The sequence below is a fragment of the Cellulomonas olei genome (assembly GCF_039548315.1).
Lineage (GTDB): Bacteria > Actinomycetota > Actinomycetes > Actinomycetales > Cellulomonadaceae > Cellulomonas.
On record NZ_JBCLVN010000032.1, the window covers coordinates 15,886 to 31,828 of the forward strand.

Genomic DNA, 15,943 nt, shown 5'->3' on the forward strand with positions numbered 1-15,943 from the left:
GCCGGCCGGGGGCTTCCTCCGGGGGGCGGGCGGACGTACGGTCGCAGGGCGCGGAGCGGCCGGGAGGAGCGCGGATGGCGGGGGGCGCGAGCACGTCCGGGATGACGCTGGGCACGGCCGCGGGGCGCGGGACGCTGCTCGCCACGGTGCTCGGGTCCGCGCTGGTGTTCCTCGACGGGACGATCGTCGGGATCGCGCTGCCCACCATCGCGGACGACCTGGGCGCCACCACCGCGGGCCTGCAGTGGACCGTCAACGGCTACGCGCTGACGCTCGCCGCGCTGCTGCTGCTCGGCGGCTCGCTGGGCGACCGGTTCGGCCGCCGGCGGCTGTTCCTCGTCGGGACGGTGGCGTTCGCCGGCGCGTCGGTGCTCTGCGCGCTCGCGCCGACCGTGGGGCTGCTCGTCGCCGCGCGGGCGCTGCAGGGCGTCGGCGGTGCCCTGCTCACCCCCGGGTCGCTGGCGATCCTGCAGGGCTCGTTCGCGGAGCAGGACCGGGCCCGCGCGATCGGGGCGTGGTCGGGCCTGTCGGGCGCGGCCGGCGCGATCGCCCCGTTCCTCGGCGGCTGGATCGTCGAGCAGGCGGGCTGGCGCTGGGTGTTCGGGATCAACATCCCGCTCGCCGCGCTGGTCGTCGTCGTCGCGCTGCGGTGGGTGCCGGAGTCGTCGGACCCCGAGGCGCCGCGCCGCCTGGACTGGCTCGGGACCGTCCTCGCCGGGACGAGCCTCGGGGCGCTGACGTGGTCGCTGACGGCCTGGTCGGAGCGCGGCCGGGCCGACGCCACGGTGGCCGCCGTCGGGGTCGCCGGCGTCCTGGCGCTGGGCGCCTTCGTGGCCGCCGAGGCCCGCTCCGACCACGCCGCGCTCCCGCTGCGGCTGTTCCGCTGGCGACCGTTCGCCGCCGTGAACCTGGCGACGCTGCTCGTGTACGCCGCGCTGACCGGGATCTTCTTCTTCCTGCCGGTGACGCTGCAGGTGGTCGTCGGCTGGTCACCGCTCGCGGCGGGCGTCGCGGCGCTGCCGTCCACGCTGCTGATGCTGCTGCTCTCCGCGCGCGGCGGGGCCCTGGGCGCCCGGATCGGTCCCCGCATCCCCATGACCGCCGGGCCGCTGCTCGCCGGGGCGGGTGCGCTGCTGCTCGCCGGGATCGGGCCGGGCACCGGGTACGTCGCGGGCGTGCTGCCCGGGGTCGTCGTGGTCGGCGCGGGTCTGGTGCTCACCGTCGCGCCCCTGACCGCCACCGCCCTGGGCGCGGCGCCCGACCACCTCGCCGGCGTCGCGTCGGCCACGAACAACGCCGTCGCGCGAGTCGCGGGCCTGCTCGCGGTGGCCGTGCTGCCGCTCGTCGCCGGGGTCGGGGCGGGGCTGTCCGACCCGACGGTGCTGGCCGGTGCCCACCCCGTCGCCATGCGGGCGTGCGCGGTGCTCATGGCCGCGGGTGCCGTGGTCGCGGCCATCGGCGTCCCCGGGTCGGCGGCGGCCGTCCGCCCTCCCGACCCGCGCCGGGTCCCCCGGACGGAGGCCTGAGGGCGGTCCCGTCGGCTGTCGGTGGTGTCCGGCACGATGAGGGCATGCCCGACTACGTCGCCCACCTGACCGTCCCCGACGTGCCGGACGACGAGACGCGCGCCGGCATGGCGGACGCCCTCGGTGCGCTGCGCGACGACGCGCCGCCGGCGTTCACCGGCGGCCGCGTCACGTTCGACCTGCGGGGCGAGGCGCCCGACCTCGAGACCGCGGTCCGGGTCGCCCGCGCCCACGCCGCCGAGGTGCTCGACGACCTCGCCTGGGAGGTGGAGGTCGAGGTGCTGGGCTGAGCCCCCCCGGCGGCGGACCGGTCGGTCAGCGCGGACCGGCGGCCGGGTCCTGCGGGCCCTGACCCGGGGCGGGCGGGTACGGCCGACCGGCGTCGGGCTGCGCCGCGGAGGGCTGCTGCGCCTGGTACGGCGGGTACGGCGGCTGCTGCACCGGTCGCGAGCCGGGGAAGGCCGCGTCGTAGGCCGAGGGGCCGTGCGTCCGGGCCACCCAGTCCTCACCCGGCATGAAGATCCACAGCAGCGGGTAGATCAGCAGCGGGCTCCCGGGCAGCACGATCAGCACGATCACGAACAGCCACCGCATGGGCCACGCGTCCATGCCGAACCGTCGCGCGAGCCCGCTGCACACGCCGCCGAGCACGCGGCCGTCGAGCGGGCGCACCAGGCCGTTGCGCCACATCGCCTCGTAGATGCCGGTCATCGTCAGTCACTCCTGTCGTCTCGGGTGTCGCCGTCGCGACACCTCCTACGGTGCCGGGCAGGGGCGTGCGGCACATCCGGGGCGGACCCTGGCCCGACCCTGAACCGCACCCTGACGATCAGCGCAGGCGCACCCGGACGCCGTCCTCCTCGACGGAGAACCGCACCGCCGCGAGGTCGGCCACCACGAGGTCGGCGCCGGCGGGACCGTCGGGCTCCGTGGTGCGCAGTCCGAGCGTCGCGGCCCCCGCGGCGCGCCCCGCGGCCACGCCGGACGCGGCGTCCTCGACGACGAGGCACCGCCGCGGGTCCGCCCCCAGCAGCGCGGCACCGGCCAGGTACGGCTCCGGGTCGGGCTTGCCGCGCGCGACGTCGTCGGCCGTGACGACCGCGGACGGCACCGCGAGGCCGACGGCGCCGACCCGCGCGGCCGCGAGCCGCCGCCCGCACGACGTCACGAGGGCGGCCCTGCCCGCCGCCCCGAGCAGCGTCAGGGCGTCGCCGGCGCCCGGCAGCTCCTCGATCCCCTCGGTGTCCGCGACCTCCAGCTCCACCACGCGGTCGAGCGCGGTCGCCCGGACCTCCGCCGGGGTGTCCGGCAGCAGCAGGTCGACGATGTCGCGCGCCGGCACCCCGTGGAACCCGAACGGGCTGAGGTCGTCGGTCGGCATCCCGAACTCCTGCGCGAGGCGCAGCCAGCACCGCTCGACGGACCGCGTGGAGGAGATCAGCGTCCCGTCCATGTCGAGCAGCACGGCGTCGAAGACCTCCGCGAGGACGTCCCGCGGGGTGTCGGACGGGGTCGTGGCGGCGGGGCCGGTGGGCGTCGTCATGGCCCCGAGCCTCGCACGTCCGGGCACCTCAGCACCGCCTCAGGACCACCTCAGCACCGCCTCAGGGCGGGGCCCGCGGCGGGAGCCGCCGAGGTCGGGGCGGTCGCCCGATCCGCCGGACCGGCCCTCAGCACCACGGTAGGAGGTGCCGGCAGGACCACCGGGGGACCGGCCGGCACGACGCGCGGAGGGCGAGGACATGGACACGGTGTGGGGACCGGCGCTGGACGCCGAGGTGGCCTACCGGCAGGAGGTGGTGCGCGCCGCCGTGCGGGGCGCGGACCTGGGGTGGCGCTGGCGCCGGCGGCGGCGCTGACCGGCGTGGCGCCGGCGCCGGCGTCGGCCGCGGCGGAGGTCCGCGCGGACCCTCGTCGGCTGTCGGTGGCACCTGCGACCATCGACCGCATGACACGGTCGACGGCCCCGTTCGTCGCGCGCGGCGAGCAGGTCGCGACGCTGCTCGCGGCCGTGCGCCGGGCGGCGTCGGGCGAGCCGGGCCTCGTGCTGCTCGGGGCGGACGCGGGGGTCGGCAAGACGCGGCTGCTCGGCCACACCGCGCAGCTCGCCACGACGGAGGGCGCCACCGTCGTCGTCGCGCACTGCGTGGACCTGGGCGAGATCGGGCTGCCGTACCTGCCGTTCGCGGACGCCCTGCTGCAGCTCGTCACGGACGGCCCCGCCGAGGTCGCCGCCGCGGTGGCGTCCCGGCCCGCCCTGCGCCGCCTGCTGCCCGCCGGGTCGTCCGACCCCGCGGAGCCGGTCGGCGGCGACGAGCAGGCGGAGCGGCTCCAGCTGTTCGACGGCGTGGCCGCGGTGCTGTCGGCGGCGGGACGTCCCGGCGCGCCGCTGGTGCTCGTGCTGGAGGACCTGCACTGGGCGGACGCGTCGAGCCGCGACCTGCTGCGGTACCTCGTCGCCCGGCTGCGGACCGAGCCGGTGCTGGTCGTCGGGTCGTACCGCGCGGACGACCTGCACCGCCGGCACCCGCTGCGCCCGGTGCTCGCCGAGCTCGGGCGGCACCCCCGCGTCGAGCGCGTCGACCTGCCCCCGTTCACGCCCGACGAGCTGCGCGCGTTCACGACCGCGCTCGCCGGCCGGCCCGTCCCGGAGGAGACGCTGCGGCGCGTGGTGCTGCGCTCGGAGGGCAACGCGTACTTCGCCGAGGAGCTGCTCCGGGCGCCGACGGACCTGCCCGGCACGCTCGCCGACGTGCTGCGCGCGCGGCTCGAGCAGCTCGACCCGCAGGTCCAGCGGCTGGTGCGGGCCGCGTCCGCCGCGGGACGGCGCGTGGCGGAGCCGCTGCTGCGCGCGGTCGTGACCGGCCCCGGCGCCGGGCCGGAGCAGCACGCGGCGTTCGACGCGACGCTGCGGGACGCCGTCGCCCACCACGTGCTCGGCAGCGAGGACGGCCGGATCGCGTTCCGGCACGCGCTGCTCGCCGAGGCCGTCTACACGGACCTGCTGCCCGGCGAGCAGGTCTCCCTGCACCGCGACTACCTGCAGGCGGCCGGGGCCGACCCGGCGCTGGCGACGGCGGCCGAGCGCGCGCACCACGCCCTGCTCTCGCACGACCAGCGGCTCGCGCTCGTCGCTTCCCGGGAGGCCGCGCGGGAGGCCGGTCGCGTCCTGGCCCCCGCCGAGGAGCTGCGCCACCTCGAGACCGTCCTGCGGCTCTGGCCGGGCGTGCCCACCGCCGCGGACGACCTCGGCGAGGAGCGGGTCGACGTGCTGCTCGCGGCGGCCGCGGCGGGAGGCCGGGCCGGTCTGGCGGAGCGCGCCGTGCAGATGGCACGGGAGGCGGTCGCGGAGGTCGACGGCTCCCCCGCCCCGCGGGACCGCGCCACCGCCCGGCGCGTGGCCGCGCTGCGCACCACACTGGCCCGGCACCTGCTGGGTGCCGAGCGCGTGGACGAGGCCCTGCGCGAGACCGACCGCGCCCTGGCCGGCCTGGACCCCGGCGGCACGCCGGACGCCGACCGCGCCTGGGCGCTCGCGACGCACGCCCGCGCCGCGCTGAACTCCGACCTGGACGAGCAGGCCGAGTCCGCCGCGAGCGCCGCGGTCGAGGAGGCGCGCGCGGCGGGGGCGCGCGACGCCGAGGCGGACGCCCTCATCTCGCTGGCGATGCTCGTGGTGGACGACGCCACGCGCGCCGCCGACCTGCTGGGCGAGGCCCTGCGGCGCGCGCGGGACGCCGGGGACGTCACGACCGAGCTGCGGTGCACCTACAACCTCGGGGCGAACAGGTACTACGCGGGGGCGCTCGACGAGGCGGCCGCGATCATCTCGGCGGGGCTCGACCGCGCAGCGTCCGCGGGCCTCACCTGGGGGCCGTACGGCGTCGAGCTGCGCCTGCTGCAGGACATCGTGCGCTACGCCCGGGGCGACCTGACGCCGCCGCCCGCCTCCTCCGACCCGGGACCGCCGCGCGCCGCCGCGGTCGTGGCCGGCGTGCAGACGTACGCCGCGGTCGCGCGGGGCGACGCCGACGCGGCCGGGCGGAGCCTGGAGCTGCTGCGCGGGCCCCACGGCGACACGATGATCACGCTCATCGCGGGCGGCTGCTCGGTCGACGCCCTGACGTGGTCCGGCCGCCTGGACGAGGCGGTGGCCCTCGCGCACGAGCTGCTCGACGAGATCGGCCGGGTCTGGTCCGACTACTTCCTCGGCGGCATCTGGCTGTCCGCGCTGGGGATCGCGGCGCTGGCGGACCAGGCGGCGGCCGACCGGCTCGCCGGCCGCGACCCGGCGCCGCGCCTCGAGACGGGCGCCCGGCTGCTGAACCGCGCCGTCGTCACCGCCGACCGCGGCCGGCCCCGCGGGGGGCAGCTCGGCCCGGAGGGCCGGGCGTGGCTCGCCCGGGCCCATGCGGAGCACGCGCGGCTCACCGGCGCCGCCGACCCCGAGACCTGGCGGCGCGCCACGGAGGCGTTCGACTACGGCTACCGGTACGAGCACGCACGCACCCGGTGGCGCTGGGCGGAGGCCCTGGTCGCCTCCGGGGACCGCGACGGAGCCCGGGTCCAGGCCGCCGCGGCGCTGGCGGACGCCCGGGCGATGGGCGCCGCGCCGCTCGCCACCGCGCTGGCCGACCTGGCCCGCCGGGCGCGGCTCGACCTGCCGGGTGTGGCGACCGCGGGCGGCGACGTGCTCACCGCCCGCGAGGCGGAGGTGCTCGCGCTCGTCGCCGAGGGGCTGAGCAACCGCCAGATCGGCGAGCGCCTCTACATCAGCGGCAAGACCGTCTCCGTGCACGTCTCCCGGGTGCTCGCGAAGCTCGGGGCGGGCGGGCGCGCGGAGGCGGTGGCGGTCGCCCACCGGCGCGGCCTCCTCGGCGCGGGACCCGGCGGACGGCCCGCGGGCACGGCGCCGTCCGACGGCCGGGGCTCACCCGGGTGAAGGCGGGGGCGTCCCAGGCGGCGCCCAGGTTCGGCGGTTACCGTGGGTACGCCCCGCGGCGCCGTGCCGCGGCTCTCCCCCGCCGGCCACGCCGCGCGCTCCCGCTCGGAAAGGGCGCATGTCCAGCTCACCGCACCCGATCGTCCTCGTGCACGGCACCCGGACGTCCTCCGCGATCTGGGAGGACCAGGTCCGGGCGCTGACGCACGGCGGCCACGCGACCGTCGCCATCGACCTGCCGGGCCACGGCAGCCGCTCCGCCGAGCGGTTCACGTTCGAGGGCGGGCTCGCGGCGATCGACGACGCCGTGCGCTCCTGCGACTCCCCGCCGCTGCTGGTCGGGCTGTCGCTCGGCGGCTACATGGCGCTGGCGTACGCCGGCGAGCACGAGGACCGCCTCGCCGGCGTCCTGCTCGCGGGCTGCTCCACCGACCTCAAGGGCAAGCCGCTGCGGGCCTACCGCCGCGCCTCCCGCCGGCTGGTCCCCGCGCTGGGTCTCGGCGGCGGCACGTGGCACGTCGTCACGGACATGCTCGCCGCGCTGCACGGCTACTCCCCGCTGCGGGACCTGCGCCGCCTGGCGCTGCCGGTCTGGCTCGTCAACGGCTCGCGGGACCCGCTGCGGTTCGGCGCCCGCCGCTACCTCGGGGCGAACCCGGGCGCGCGGCTGTGGGTGGTGCCGGGCGCCGGCCACGACGTCAACAGCCACGCCCCGGTCGCGTTCAACCGGATCCTGCTGCACGTGCTGCGGGACCTCGCGCGCCGCGTGCCCCTGCCCACGCCCCGCCTGGGCTGACCGGCGCCCGCCGCGGCGCCGCGCGTTCCGCCCCCGGGCGGCCCGCCGGGCGGCCACAATGGCGCCCATGACCTCGACCGACGACCGCCCCTGGGTCGCGCACTACCAGCCCGGCGTGCCCGCCGACATCGAGCTGCCGACGGAGTCCCTCGTCGCCATGCTCGAGCGCTCCGTCGCCGAGGGCGGCGACCACCCCGCGCTGGAGTTCTTCGGGCGCCGCACCAGCTACGCCGAGCTCGGTGAGCAGGTCGAGCGCGCCGCGGAGGGCCTGCGCCGGCTCGGGGTCCGCGCCCGGGACCGCGTCGCGCTGCTGCTGCCGAACTGCCCGCAGCACGTCGTCGCGTTCTACGCCGTGCTGCGGCTCGGCGCGGTCGTCGTCGAGCACAACCCGCTGTACACCTCGCGGGAGCTGCGCCACCAGTTCGAGGACCACCAGGCCCGGGTCGTCATCGCGTGGGACAAGGCCGTCGAGCAGCTCCGCGCGTTCCCGCCGGACGTCGAGCTCGACCACATCGTCTCCGTGAACCTGCTGCGCGCCTTCCCCGCGGTGAAGCGGGCGGCGCTCGCGCTGCCCGTCCCGAGCCTGCGCGCCACGCGGCGGTCCCTGACCGCGCCGGCCCCCGGGACGATCCCGTGGGAGGACCTGCTGGGTCACGGCCGGCTCGCCGCGGACCACCCGCGTCCCGGTGTGGCCGACCTCGCCGCCATCCAGTACACCTCCGGCACCACGGGCCGCCCCAAGGGGGCGATGCTGACCCACCTCAACCTGTACGCCAACGCGCTGCAGGGCGAGGCGTGGATGCACGGCGCCGAGTACCGCAAGGAGGTGTTCTACGCGATCCTGCCGATGTTCCACGCGTTCGGCATGACGCTGTACCTCACCTACGGCATCCGCAAGCAGGCGCTGATCGTCCTGTTCCCGAAGTTCGACACCGGCCTGGTGCTGGACGCGATGAAGAAGTCGCCCGCGACCGTCTACTGCGCGGTCCCGCCGATCTACGAGCGCACCGCGATGGCCGCCAAGGAGCGCGGCGTCTCGCTCGCGTCGTGCCGGTTCTGCATCTCCGGCGCGATGAACCTGCCCGACGCGACCGTCGAGCTCTGGGAGTCGATGTCCGGAGGCCTGCTCGTGGAGGGCTACGGCATGACGGAGTCCTCCCCCGTCGCGCTCGGCAACCCGTTCCACCCGTCCCGGCGTGCGGGCACCATCGGCATCCCGTTCCCGTCGACGCGGATGCGGGTCGTCGACCCCGAGCACCCCGACGTCGACGTGCCGCAGGGCGGACCCGGGGAGCTGCTGCTGCACGGGCCGCAGGTGTTCGCGGGCTACTGGAACAACCCCGACGAGACCGCGGCGACGCTGCTGCCGGGCGGGTGGCTGCGGACCGGCGACATCGTCACGGTCGACGCGGACGGCTTCACCACCATCGTCGACCGGGCGAAGGAGCTCATCATCACCGGCGGCTTCAACGTCTCGCCGTCCGAGGTCGAGGCGGTGCTGCGCGGGCACCCGACCGTCGCGGACGCCGCGGTGATCGGCAAGCCGCTGGAACGGGGCGGGGAGATGGTCGTGGCGGCCGTCGAGCTCGAGCCGGGCGCCACCCTGGACGAGGCCGCGCTGCGGGCGTACTGCCGGGAGCACCTCGCGGCGTACAAGGTGCCGGCGCGGGTGGTCGCGATCGAGGACACCCCGCGGTCGATGCTCGGCAAGGTCCTGCGCAAGCAGGTGCGCGAGCTGGTGCTGCCCCGGCTGTGACCGGGGGGTGGACCGGCCCCGAGGCGGCGCGCGGCGCTGTGCCACGATGACGACGACCCACCTGCCCAGCCGGGAGACCCGATGATCCGCAGCACCGACCACGTCCTGACCAGCCACGCCGGCAGCCTGCCCCGCACCCCGGAGCTCATCGCCGCCAACGCCGCGCGCGAGGCCGGCGAGGACCCGGCCGGCTACGAGGAGCTGCTCTCCGCGGCGGTCACCGACCTGGTCCGGCGCCAGGTCGAGATCGGGATCGACGTCCCCGGTGACGGCGAGTTCGGCAAGTCGATGAGCAGCCCGATCGACTACGGCGCCTGGTGGTCGTACTCGTTCCAGCGCCTGGGCGGCCTGGAGCTGCGCAGCGGCGCCGAGTGGCTGTTCGCCGACGTGCAGTCCGGCCCGGGCGACGTCCGGGTGACCGGCTTCGCCCGCCGCCGCGACCGCGCCCGGTTCGAGGAGGCCTACGCCGACCCGACCAGCGGCGTGTTCCACGGCGGCTCGCCGAAGCCGTTCCCGACCGCCGTCGCCCCGCTGTCGTACACGGGTCAGGCGGCGGTGGCGCAGGACGTCGCGAACCTGCGCTCGGCGCTCGACGCCACCGGCGCCCGCGAGGGCTTCGTGACCTCGATCGCGCCCGGGTCGGCGGCCCGCATGGCCAACGGCTACTACGCCACGGACGAGGAGTACGTCTGGGCGCTCGCCGACGCGCTGCGCGAGGAGTACGTCGCGATCATCGACGCCGGCCTGGTGCTGCAGATCGACGACCCGTCGATGGCGGAGAACTGGGACCAGATCACCCCCGAGCCGACGGTCGAGGACTACGTGCGCTTCACCGAGCGCAACGTCGAGGCCCTCAACCACGCCCTGCGCGGCCTCCCGCAGGACCGCATCCGCTACCACCTGTGCTGGGGCTCCTGGCACGGGCCGCACACCACGGACCTGCCGATGGCCGACATCGTGTCCACGATGCTCAAGGTCGACGCCGGCGCGTACTCGTTCGAGGCGGGCAACGTCCGGCACGAGCACGAGTGGCGCGTCTGGGAGGACGTGGCGCTGCCCGAGGGCAAGCTCATCCTCCCGGGCGTCGTCTCCCACGCCACCAACGTCGTGGAGCACCCCGAGGTCGTCGCCGACCGCATCGAGCGGTTCGCGCGGCTCGTCGGGCGGGAGAACGTCGTCGCGGCCACCGACTGCGGACTGGGCGGGCGCATCCACCACCAGATCGCGTGGGCGAAGCTCGAGGCCCTGGTCGAGGGCGCCCGCCTGGCGACCTCCCGCCTCTGGTCCTGACCCCGGCCACCGCCCCTCTGGCACCCGTTCGGATCCGAACGTACCGACACGCCCGGCGTGTCCGCCGGAACGGATCCGAACGCCCGACTGGGCATCCCGGCCACGGCCACGCCCCGGCACCGCCCGCCCGTTCGGATCCGAACGTACCGACACGCCCGGCGTATCCGCCCGAACGGATCCGAACGCCCGGGAAGGGAACCCGCCACGCCCCACGCGTGAACGGCCCGGCACCCCACGGAGGAGGTGCCGGGCCGTTCACGTGCCGCTGGGCCGCGCGGCGGTCAGCCCGTGTTCTGGAGGCCGGCGGCGACGCCGTTCACGGTGAGCAGCAGCAGCCGCTTGTTGTCCTCGACGTGGTCCTCCGACTCGCCGGTCCGCAGCGCCCGCAGGGCCCGCAGCTGCAGCAGGGACAGCGCGTCGACGTACGGGCTGCGCAGCTGCACGGCCCGGCCGAGGATCCGCCGGCGGGCGAGGATGCTGTCCGACCCGGTGATGGCGAGCACCCAGTGCCGGGTCAGCGCCATCTCCTCGAGCACGAGGCCCGCCAGGTCGTCGCGGTCGCCGAGGGCCAGGTAGCGCTCGGCGAGCCGCTCGTCCGTCTTGGCCAGGGACATCTCGACGTTGTCGATCATCGTGCTGAACAGCGGCCACTCGTCGTACGCCGCCTGCAGCTCCGCGAGGTCACCGACGGACTGCAGCGCCGTCCCGAGGCCGAACCAGCCGGCGAGGTTCGTCCGCGCCTGCGACCAGGAGAACACCCACGGGATGGCCCGGAGGTCGTCCAGCGACTCGACGGACAGGCCGCGGCGGGCCGGGCGCGAGCCGATGGGCAGCAGCCCGATCTCCTCCAGCGGGGTCACCTGCGCGAACCACTGCGGGAACCCGGGGGCGCGCACCAGCTCGTAGAACCGCGTGCGGGACGACGCGTCCAGCGCGGCGGCCAGGTCGGCGAACCGCCCCGTCGCGGCGGCGTTGCGCTTCTCCGTGGACGGCGCACCGGCCAGCAGGGTGGCCGCGGCGACCTGCTCGATGTGCCGCTCGCCGATCACCGGGTTGCCGTAGCGCGCGAAGATGACCTCGCCCTGCTCGGTGAGCTTGAAGCGGCCGTCGACGGAGCCCGGCGGCTGCGCGAGCACCGCGCGGTTCGCGGGGCCGCCACCACGCCCGAGCGCGCCGCCGCGGCCGTGGAACAGCGTGAGCCGCAGCCCGTGGCGCTGGCCCCACTGGGCGATCCGGCTCTGCGCGACGTCGAGGGCGAGGGTCGCCGCCACGGGCCCGACGTCCTTCGAGGAGTCGGAGTAGCCGAGCATGACCTCGACGTGCCGGCCGTTCTGCGCGAGCCGTGCCTGCACGGCCGGCAGCGTCAGCATCTCCTCGAGGATGTCGACGCTGGCCTCGAGGTCCGCGAACGTCTCGAACAGGGGGACGGCGTCGATGACCGGCCGGGTCGCCGGGTCCGGGAACACGAGCTCCGCGAGCTCGTACACGGCGGACAGGTGCTCGGGCGCCTGCGTGAACGACACGATGTACCGCCGCGCGGCCGCGACGCCGTAGCGGCGCTGCACCGCCCCGATCGCGCGGTACGTGTCGAGCACCTCGACCGTGCGGGGCTGCAGCTCGCCGTCCAGGCCGTGCTCGGCGATGTCCGCGAGCGCCGCCGCGTGCACCTGCGAGTGCTGCCGCACCTCGAGCTCCGCCAGGTGGAACCCGAAGGTCTGCACCTGCCACACGAGGCGCTGCAGGTCACCGAACGCGGCGCGCTCGGCACCCGCGGCCACGAGCGACTGCTGCACGACGTCGAGGTCGGCGAGCAGCTCCTCCGGGCCGGCGTACGACAGGTCGGCGTCGCGCCGCCGGGTCGCCGCGATGCGCTCGGCGATCATCCGCAGCGCCCGGCGGTGCGGCTGGTCGCGGACCTCGTTCGCGGCCTTCGCGGCGGCCGCCTCGGACAGGTCGCGCTGCCGGTGCCAGAGAGCGGTGAGCTCCGCGGAGGCCGGCGTGCCGGTCGCGTCGAGCGTCAGCTTCCCGGAGATCCGCCGCGCGGACTCCTCCAGCGCGCCGAGCACGTGCTCGTTCGCGAGCGCCGCCGCGGCCCGCGTCACCTCGGCGGTGACGTTCGGGTTGCCGTCGCGGTCGCCGCCGATCCACGACCCGAGCCGCACGAACGGCCGCACGGCGGGCTGCCGGCGCCCGGCGCCGTCCCCGCTCAGCCAGTCGTCGAGCCGGCGGTACACGGTGGGGAACGTCTCGAACAGCGTGGTGTCGAAGATGTTCATGACGGTGCGGACCTCGTCCAGCACCGTCGGCTTCTGCGTCCGCAGCGGCGACGTGCGCCACAGCGTGTCGATCTCCTCGAGCACGCGGCGGTCGTTCTCCGCGCGGGAGGTGCCGCCGGCGGCGAGCGCGTCCCGCTCGGCCAGCAGGTCCGAGATGCGGCGGATCGCCCGCGACACGGAGCGGCGCCGGGCCTCCGTCGGGTGCGCGGTGAGCACCGGGCGGAACTCGAGCTCCTGGAGCCGGCGCAGCGCCTCGTCGCGCCCGACCTCCTGGGCCAGGGCGTCGATGGCGGCGGGCAGGGAGTCGTCCTGCATGAGCTCACCGGCGGGCAGCTCGGCCTCGCGGTCGCGCAGCACGCGGACGCGGTGGTGCTCCTCGGCGAGGTTCGCCAGGTGGAAGTAGCAGGTGAACGCGCGGGCCACCTGCTGGGCGCGCTCGATGCTGAACGACGCGACGAGCTCCTCGGCCTCGGCGAGCGCGGACAGGTCCTGCTCGTCGTGGGCCCGGATGGTCAGGGAGCGCACGCGCTCCACGTCGTCGAACAGGTCGTCGCCGCCGGACTCCCGGATGACGCGGCCGAGGAACTCGCCGAGCATCCGGACGTCGTTGCGCAGCGGGTCGGGGACCTCGTGGCGCGCGAGGCCACGGCGGGCCTCGAGCGAGGGCTGGGGGTCGGTCACGGGTCAAGAGTAGGTCAACCGTCCGACGCACGAGACGGCTGTCCGCCAGTCGACCACCCGTCCCGCTCACCGGACGTCACGCGGCCCGTGTCCTGCGCGATGCGCCCAGGAGTCTAGGCTCGGACCCGGTGCCCGTGACCGGCCGCTGCCGGCGGCCGGCGGGCCTGAACCCCCGATGCCCCGGGCCGCCGGTCCGGGCGGAAAAGAGGTGCGGTGAACGCGAAGGCTCCCCTCGCCCAGTCGGTCGGCTGGACCGAGCTGGACCACAAGGCTGTGGACACGGTGCGCGTGCTCGCGGCGGACGCGGTCGAGAAGGTCGGCAACGGCCACCCCGGGACGGCCATCAGCCTGGCCCCGGCGGCCTACCTGCTCTACCAGAACGTCATGCGGCACGACCCCGCGGACCCCCAGTGGCTGGGCCGGGACCGGTTCATCCTCTCGGCCGGGCACTCGTCGCTGACGCAGTACATCCAGCTCTACCTCGCCGGGTTCGGCCTGGAGCTCGAGGACATCGAGGCGCTGCGGACGTGGGGCTCCAAGACCCCCGGGCACCCCGAGTACAAGCACACGAAGGGCGTCGAGATCACCACCGGGCCGCTCGGCCAGGGCATCTCGTCCGCCGTCGGCTTCGCGATGGCCGCCCGCCGCGAGCGCGGCCTGCTCGACCCCGAGGCCGCCCCGGGCACCAGCCCGTTCGACCACTTCGTCTACACGATCTGCTCCGACGGCGACCTGCAGGAGGGCGTGTCCTCCGAGGCGTCGTCCATCGCCGGCACGCAGAAGCTCGGCAACCTCATCGCGATCTGGGACGACAACCACATCTCGATCGAGGGCGACACCGAGATCGCGTTCACCGAGGACGTCCTCAAGCGGTACGAGGCGTACGGCTGGCACGTGCAGCTCGTCGACTGGACCGAGGGCGGCGAGTACACGGAGAACGTGGACGCGCTGCACGCCGCGATCGAGGCCGCCAAGGCCGTCACCGACCGCCCGTCGTTCATCGGCCTGCGGACGATCATCGCCTGGCCGTCGCCGACCAAGCAGAACACCCACGGCTCGCACGGCTCCAAGCTGGGCACCGACGAGGTCCGCGGCCTCAAGGAGGTCCTCGGCTTCGACCCCGACAAGACCTTCGACGTCGCCCCCGAGGTCATCGCGCACACCCGCAAGGCCCTCGAGCGCGGCGCCGCCGCCAAGGCCGAGTGGAGCAAGGGCTTCGACGCCTGGCGCGAGGCGAACCCCGAGCGCGCCGAGCTGCTCGAGCGCCTGCGCGCCGGCAAGCTGCCCGCCGGCTGGGCCGACGCGCTGCCGACGTTCCCCGCCGGCAAGGCCGTCGCCACCCGCGCCGCCTCCGGCGAGGTGCTGTCCGCCCTCGCGCCGGTGCTGCCCGAGCTCTGGGGCGGCTCCGCCGACCTCGCCGGCTCGAACAACACCACCATGAAGGGCGAGCCGTCCTTCATCCCCGCCGAGCGGTCCACGCACGAGTTCGCCGGCAACGAGTACGGCCGCACGCTGCACTTCGGCATCCGCGAGCACGGCATGGGCGCGATCCTGTCAGGCATCGCCCTGCACGGCCTGACGCGCGCGTACGGCGGGACGTTCTTCACGTTCTCCGACTACATGCGCGGCGCGGTGCGCCTCGCGTCGCTCATGGGCGTGCCGGCGATCTACGTGTGGACGCACGACTCGATCGGCCTCGGCGAGGACGGCCCGACCCACCAGCCGGTCGAGCACCTCACCGCCGTCCGGGCCATCCCGGGCCTCGCGGTCGTCCGCCCCGCCGACGCCAACGAGACGGCGCAGGCGTGGAAGGCGATCCTCGAGCGCACCGACGGCCCCGCCGCCCTCATCCTCACCCGGCAGAACGTCCCGACGTTCCCCCGCGGCGAGGAGGGCTTCGCGTCCGCCGAGGGCGTCGCCCGCGGCGCGTACACGCTGCTCGAGGCCTCCACCGGCACGCCGGAGGTCATCCTCATCGGCACCGGCTCCGAGGTGCAGCTGGCCGTCGCGGCCCGCGAGACCCTCGAGGCCGCCGGCGTCCCGACCCGCGTGGTCTCCGCGCCGTCGCTGGACTGGTTCGCCGAGCAGGACGAGGCCTACCGCGAGTCGGTCCTCCCGTCGTCCGTCCGCGCGCGGGTGTCCGTCGAGGCCGGCATCGCGCTGTCCTGGTGGAAGATCCTCGGCGACGCCGGCCGCGCCGTCTCGCTCGAGCACTACGGCGCCTCCGCGGCGTACGAGACGCTGTACCAGGAGTTCGGCATCACGGCGGACGCCGTGGTCGCGGCGGCGCACGAGTCGATCGCGGCGGCCCGCGGCGACTCCGGACCTGCCTCCGACGCGAGCGCCCCGTCGACCAGCGGCACGGGCGACCAGCTCTGACCCGCACGCGCTGACGCCACGACGGCCGGGTACCCCTGCGGGTACCCGGCCGTCGCCGTCCCCGCCCACCCGCACCCCCTCTCCCCGTTGGCGACACCCCTCTCCCTGTTGGCCGCACCCCTCTCCCCGTTCGGAGGCTCCGACGGGCCACGGAGAGTCCGGCGCGGGATCGGAGGGCTCCCCGGACACCTCCGATCCCGCGCGCCTCCCTCCGATCACGGTCGGAGCCTCCGAACGGGGAGAGGTGGGGTGGCGATGGCGGACGGGGAGGGGCCGCAGCGGGCGGGGTGCGGGTTC

At 76.0% G+C, this 15,943-nt stretch carries 10 protein-coding genes; 7 read left to right on the plus strand and 3 right to left on the minus strand.

All coding sequences use genetic code 11. From position 1 onward, the window contains the following. Window positions 1–74 precede the first annotated feature (74 nt). Together AAHH18_RS11170 and AAHH18_RS11175 are read left to right on the plus strand one after the other, a co-directional pair. A complete protein-coding gene (locus AAHH18_RS11170) occupies window positions 75–1,526 on the plus strand; it encodes a DHA2 family efflux MFS transporter permease subunit (protein WP_343301676.1) in 1,452 nt (483 codons plus the stop codon). 44 nt (window positions 1,527–1,570) lie between these two features. Beyond that, complete coding sequence (locus AAHH18_RS11175; protein ID WP_283319469.1) at window positions 1,571–1,816, plus strand: hypothetical protein; 246 nt, start codon at window positions 1,571–1,573, stop codon at window positions 1,814–1,816. A 25-nt stretch (window positions 1,817–1,841) separates the two neighbouring features. On the opposite strand, the gene AAHH18_RS11180 is transcribed toward AAHH18_RS11175, so the two are convergent. After that, window positions 1,842–2,237 (minus strand): PspC domain-containing protein, encoded by a 396-nt coding sequence (locus AAHH18_RS11180; protein WP_343301677.1) that lies wholly within the window; start codon window positions 2,235–2,237, stop codon window positions 1,842–1,844. Between the two features lie 118 nt (window positions 2,238–2,355). After that, window positions 2,356–3,069 (minus strand): HAD-IA family hydrolase, encoded by a 714-nt coding sequence (locus AAHH18_RS11185; RefSeq protein ID WP_343301678.1) that lies wholly within the window; start codon window positions 3,067–3,069, stop codon window positions 2,356–2,358. Window positions 3,070–3,474: 405 nt separating this feature from the next. On the opposite strand from AAHH18_RS11185, the gene AAHH18_RS11190 reads away from it, so the two are divergent. From AAHH18_RS11190 to AAHH18_RS11205, 4 genes are all read left to right on the plus strand, one after another. Further along, window positions 3,475–6,468 (plus strand): helix-turn-helix transcriptional regulator, encoded by a 2,994-nt coding sequence (locus AAHH18_RS11190; RefSeq protein ID WP_343301679.1) that lies wholly within the window; start codon window positions 3,475–3,477, stop codon window positions 6,466–6,468. Window positions 6,469–6,586: 118 nt separating this feature from the next. Continuing rightward, window positions 6,587–7,264 (plus strand): alpha/beta fold hydrolase, encoded by a 678-nt coding sequence (locus AAHH18_RS11195; RefSeq protein ID WP_283319465.1) that lies wholly within the window; start codon window positions 6,587–6,589, stop codon window positions 7,262–7,264. A 58-nt stretch (window positions 7,265–7,322) separates the two neighbouring features. After that, window positions 7,323–9,020 (plus strand): long-chain-fatty-acid--CoA ligase, encoded by a 1,698-nt coding sequence (locus AAHH18_RS11200; RefSeq protein WP_343301680.1) that lies wholly within the window; start codon window positions 7,323–7,325, stop codon window positions 9,018–9,020. 81 nt (window positions 9,021–9,101) lie between these two features. Next, window positions 9,102–10,310, plus strand: a complete 1,209-nt coding sequence (locus AAHH18_RS11205) for a cobalamin-independent methionine synthase II family protein (RefSeq protein ID WP_283319464.1) — start codon at window positions 9,102–9,104, stop codon at window positions 10,308–10,310. Window positions 10,311–10,591: 281 nt separating this feature from the next. Here AAHH18_RS11205 and AAHH18_RS11210 read toward each other — a convergent pair whose 3' ends face one another. Next, window positions 10,592–13,267: a phosphoenolpyruvate carboxylase gene (locus AAHH18_RS11210; protein ID WP_343301681.1), complete on the minus strand. Its 2,676-nt coding sequence runs from the start codon at window positions 13,265–13,267 to the stop codon at window positions 10,592–10,594. Between the two features lie 213 nt (window positions 13,268–13,480). On the opposite strand from AAHH18_RS11210, the gene tkt reads away from it, so the two are divergent. Further along, window positions 13,481–15,646 carry a transketolase gene (gene tkt / locus AAHH18_RS11215; RefSeq protein WP_343301682.1) on the plus strand — a complete coding sequence of 722 codons (2,166 nt, stop codon included), beginning with the start codon at window positions 13,481–13,483 and terminating at the stop codon, window positions 15,644–15,646. The last annotated feature ends 297 nt before the right edge of the window (window positions 15,647–15,943 follow it).

Excerpts from the sequence above, each read along its gene's own strand:
- AAHH18_RS11170 (WP_343301676.1), top strand. The coding sequence starts at position 75 with ATGGCGGGGGGCGCGAGCACGTCCGGGATGACGCTGGGCACGGCCGCG.
- AAHH18_RS11175 (WP_283319469.1), top strand. The coding sequence starts at position 1,571 with ATGCCCGACTACGTCGCCCACCTGACCGTCCCCGACGTGCCGGACGAC.
- AAHH18_RS11180 (WP_343301677.1), bottom strand. The coding sequence starts at position 2,237 with ATGACCGGCATCTACGAGGCGATGTGGCGCAACGGCCTGGTGCGCCCG.
- AAHH18_RS11185 (WP_343301678.1), bottom strand. The coding sequence starts at position 3,069 with ATGACGACGCCCACCGGCCCCGCCGCCACGACCCCGTCCGACACCCCG.
- AAHH18_RS11190 (WP_343301679.1), top strand. The coding sequence starts at position 3,475 with ATGACACGGTCGACGGCCCCGTTCGTCGCGCGCGGCGAGCAGGTCGCG.
- AAHH18_RS11195 (WP_283319465.1), top strand. The coding sequence starts at position 6,587 with ATGTCCAGCTCACCGCACCCGATCGTCCTCGTGCACGGCACCCGGACG.
- AAHH18_RS11200 (WP_343301680.1), top strand. The coding sequence starts at position 7,323 with ATGGCGCCCATGACCTCGACCGACGACCGCCCCTGGGTCGCGCACTAC.
- AAHH18_RS11205 (WP_283319464.1), top strand. The coding sequence starts at position 9,102 with ATGATCCGCAGCACCGACCACGTCCTGACCAGCCACGCCGGCAGCCTG.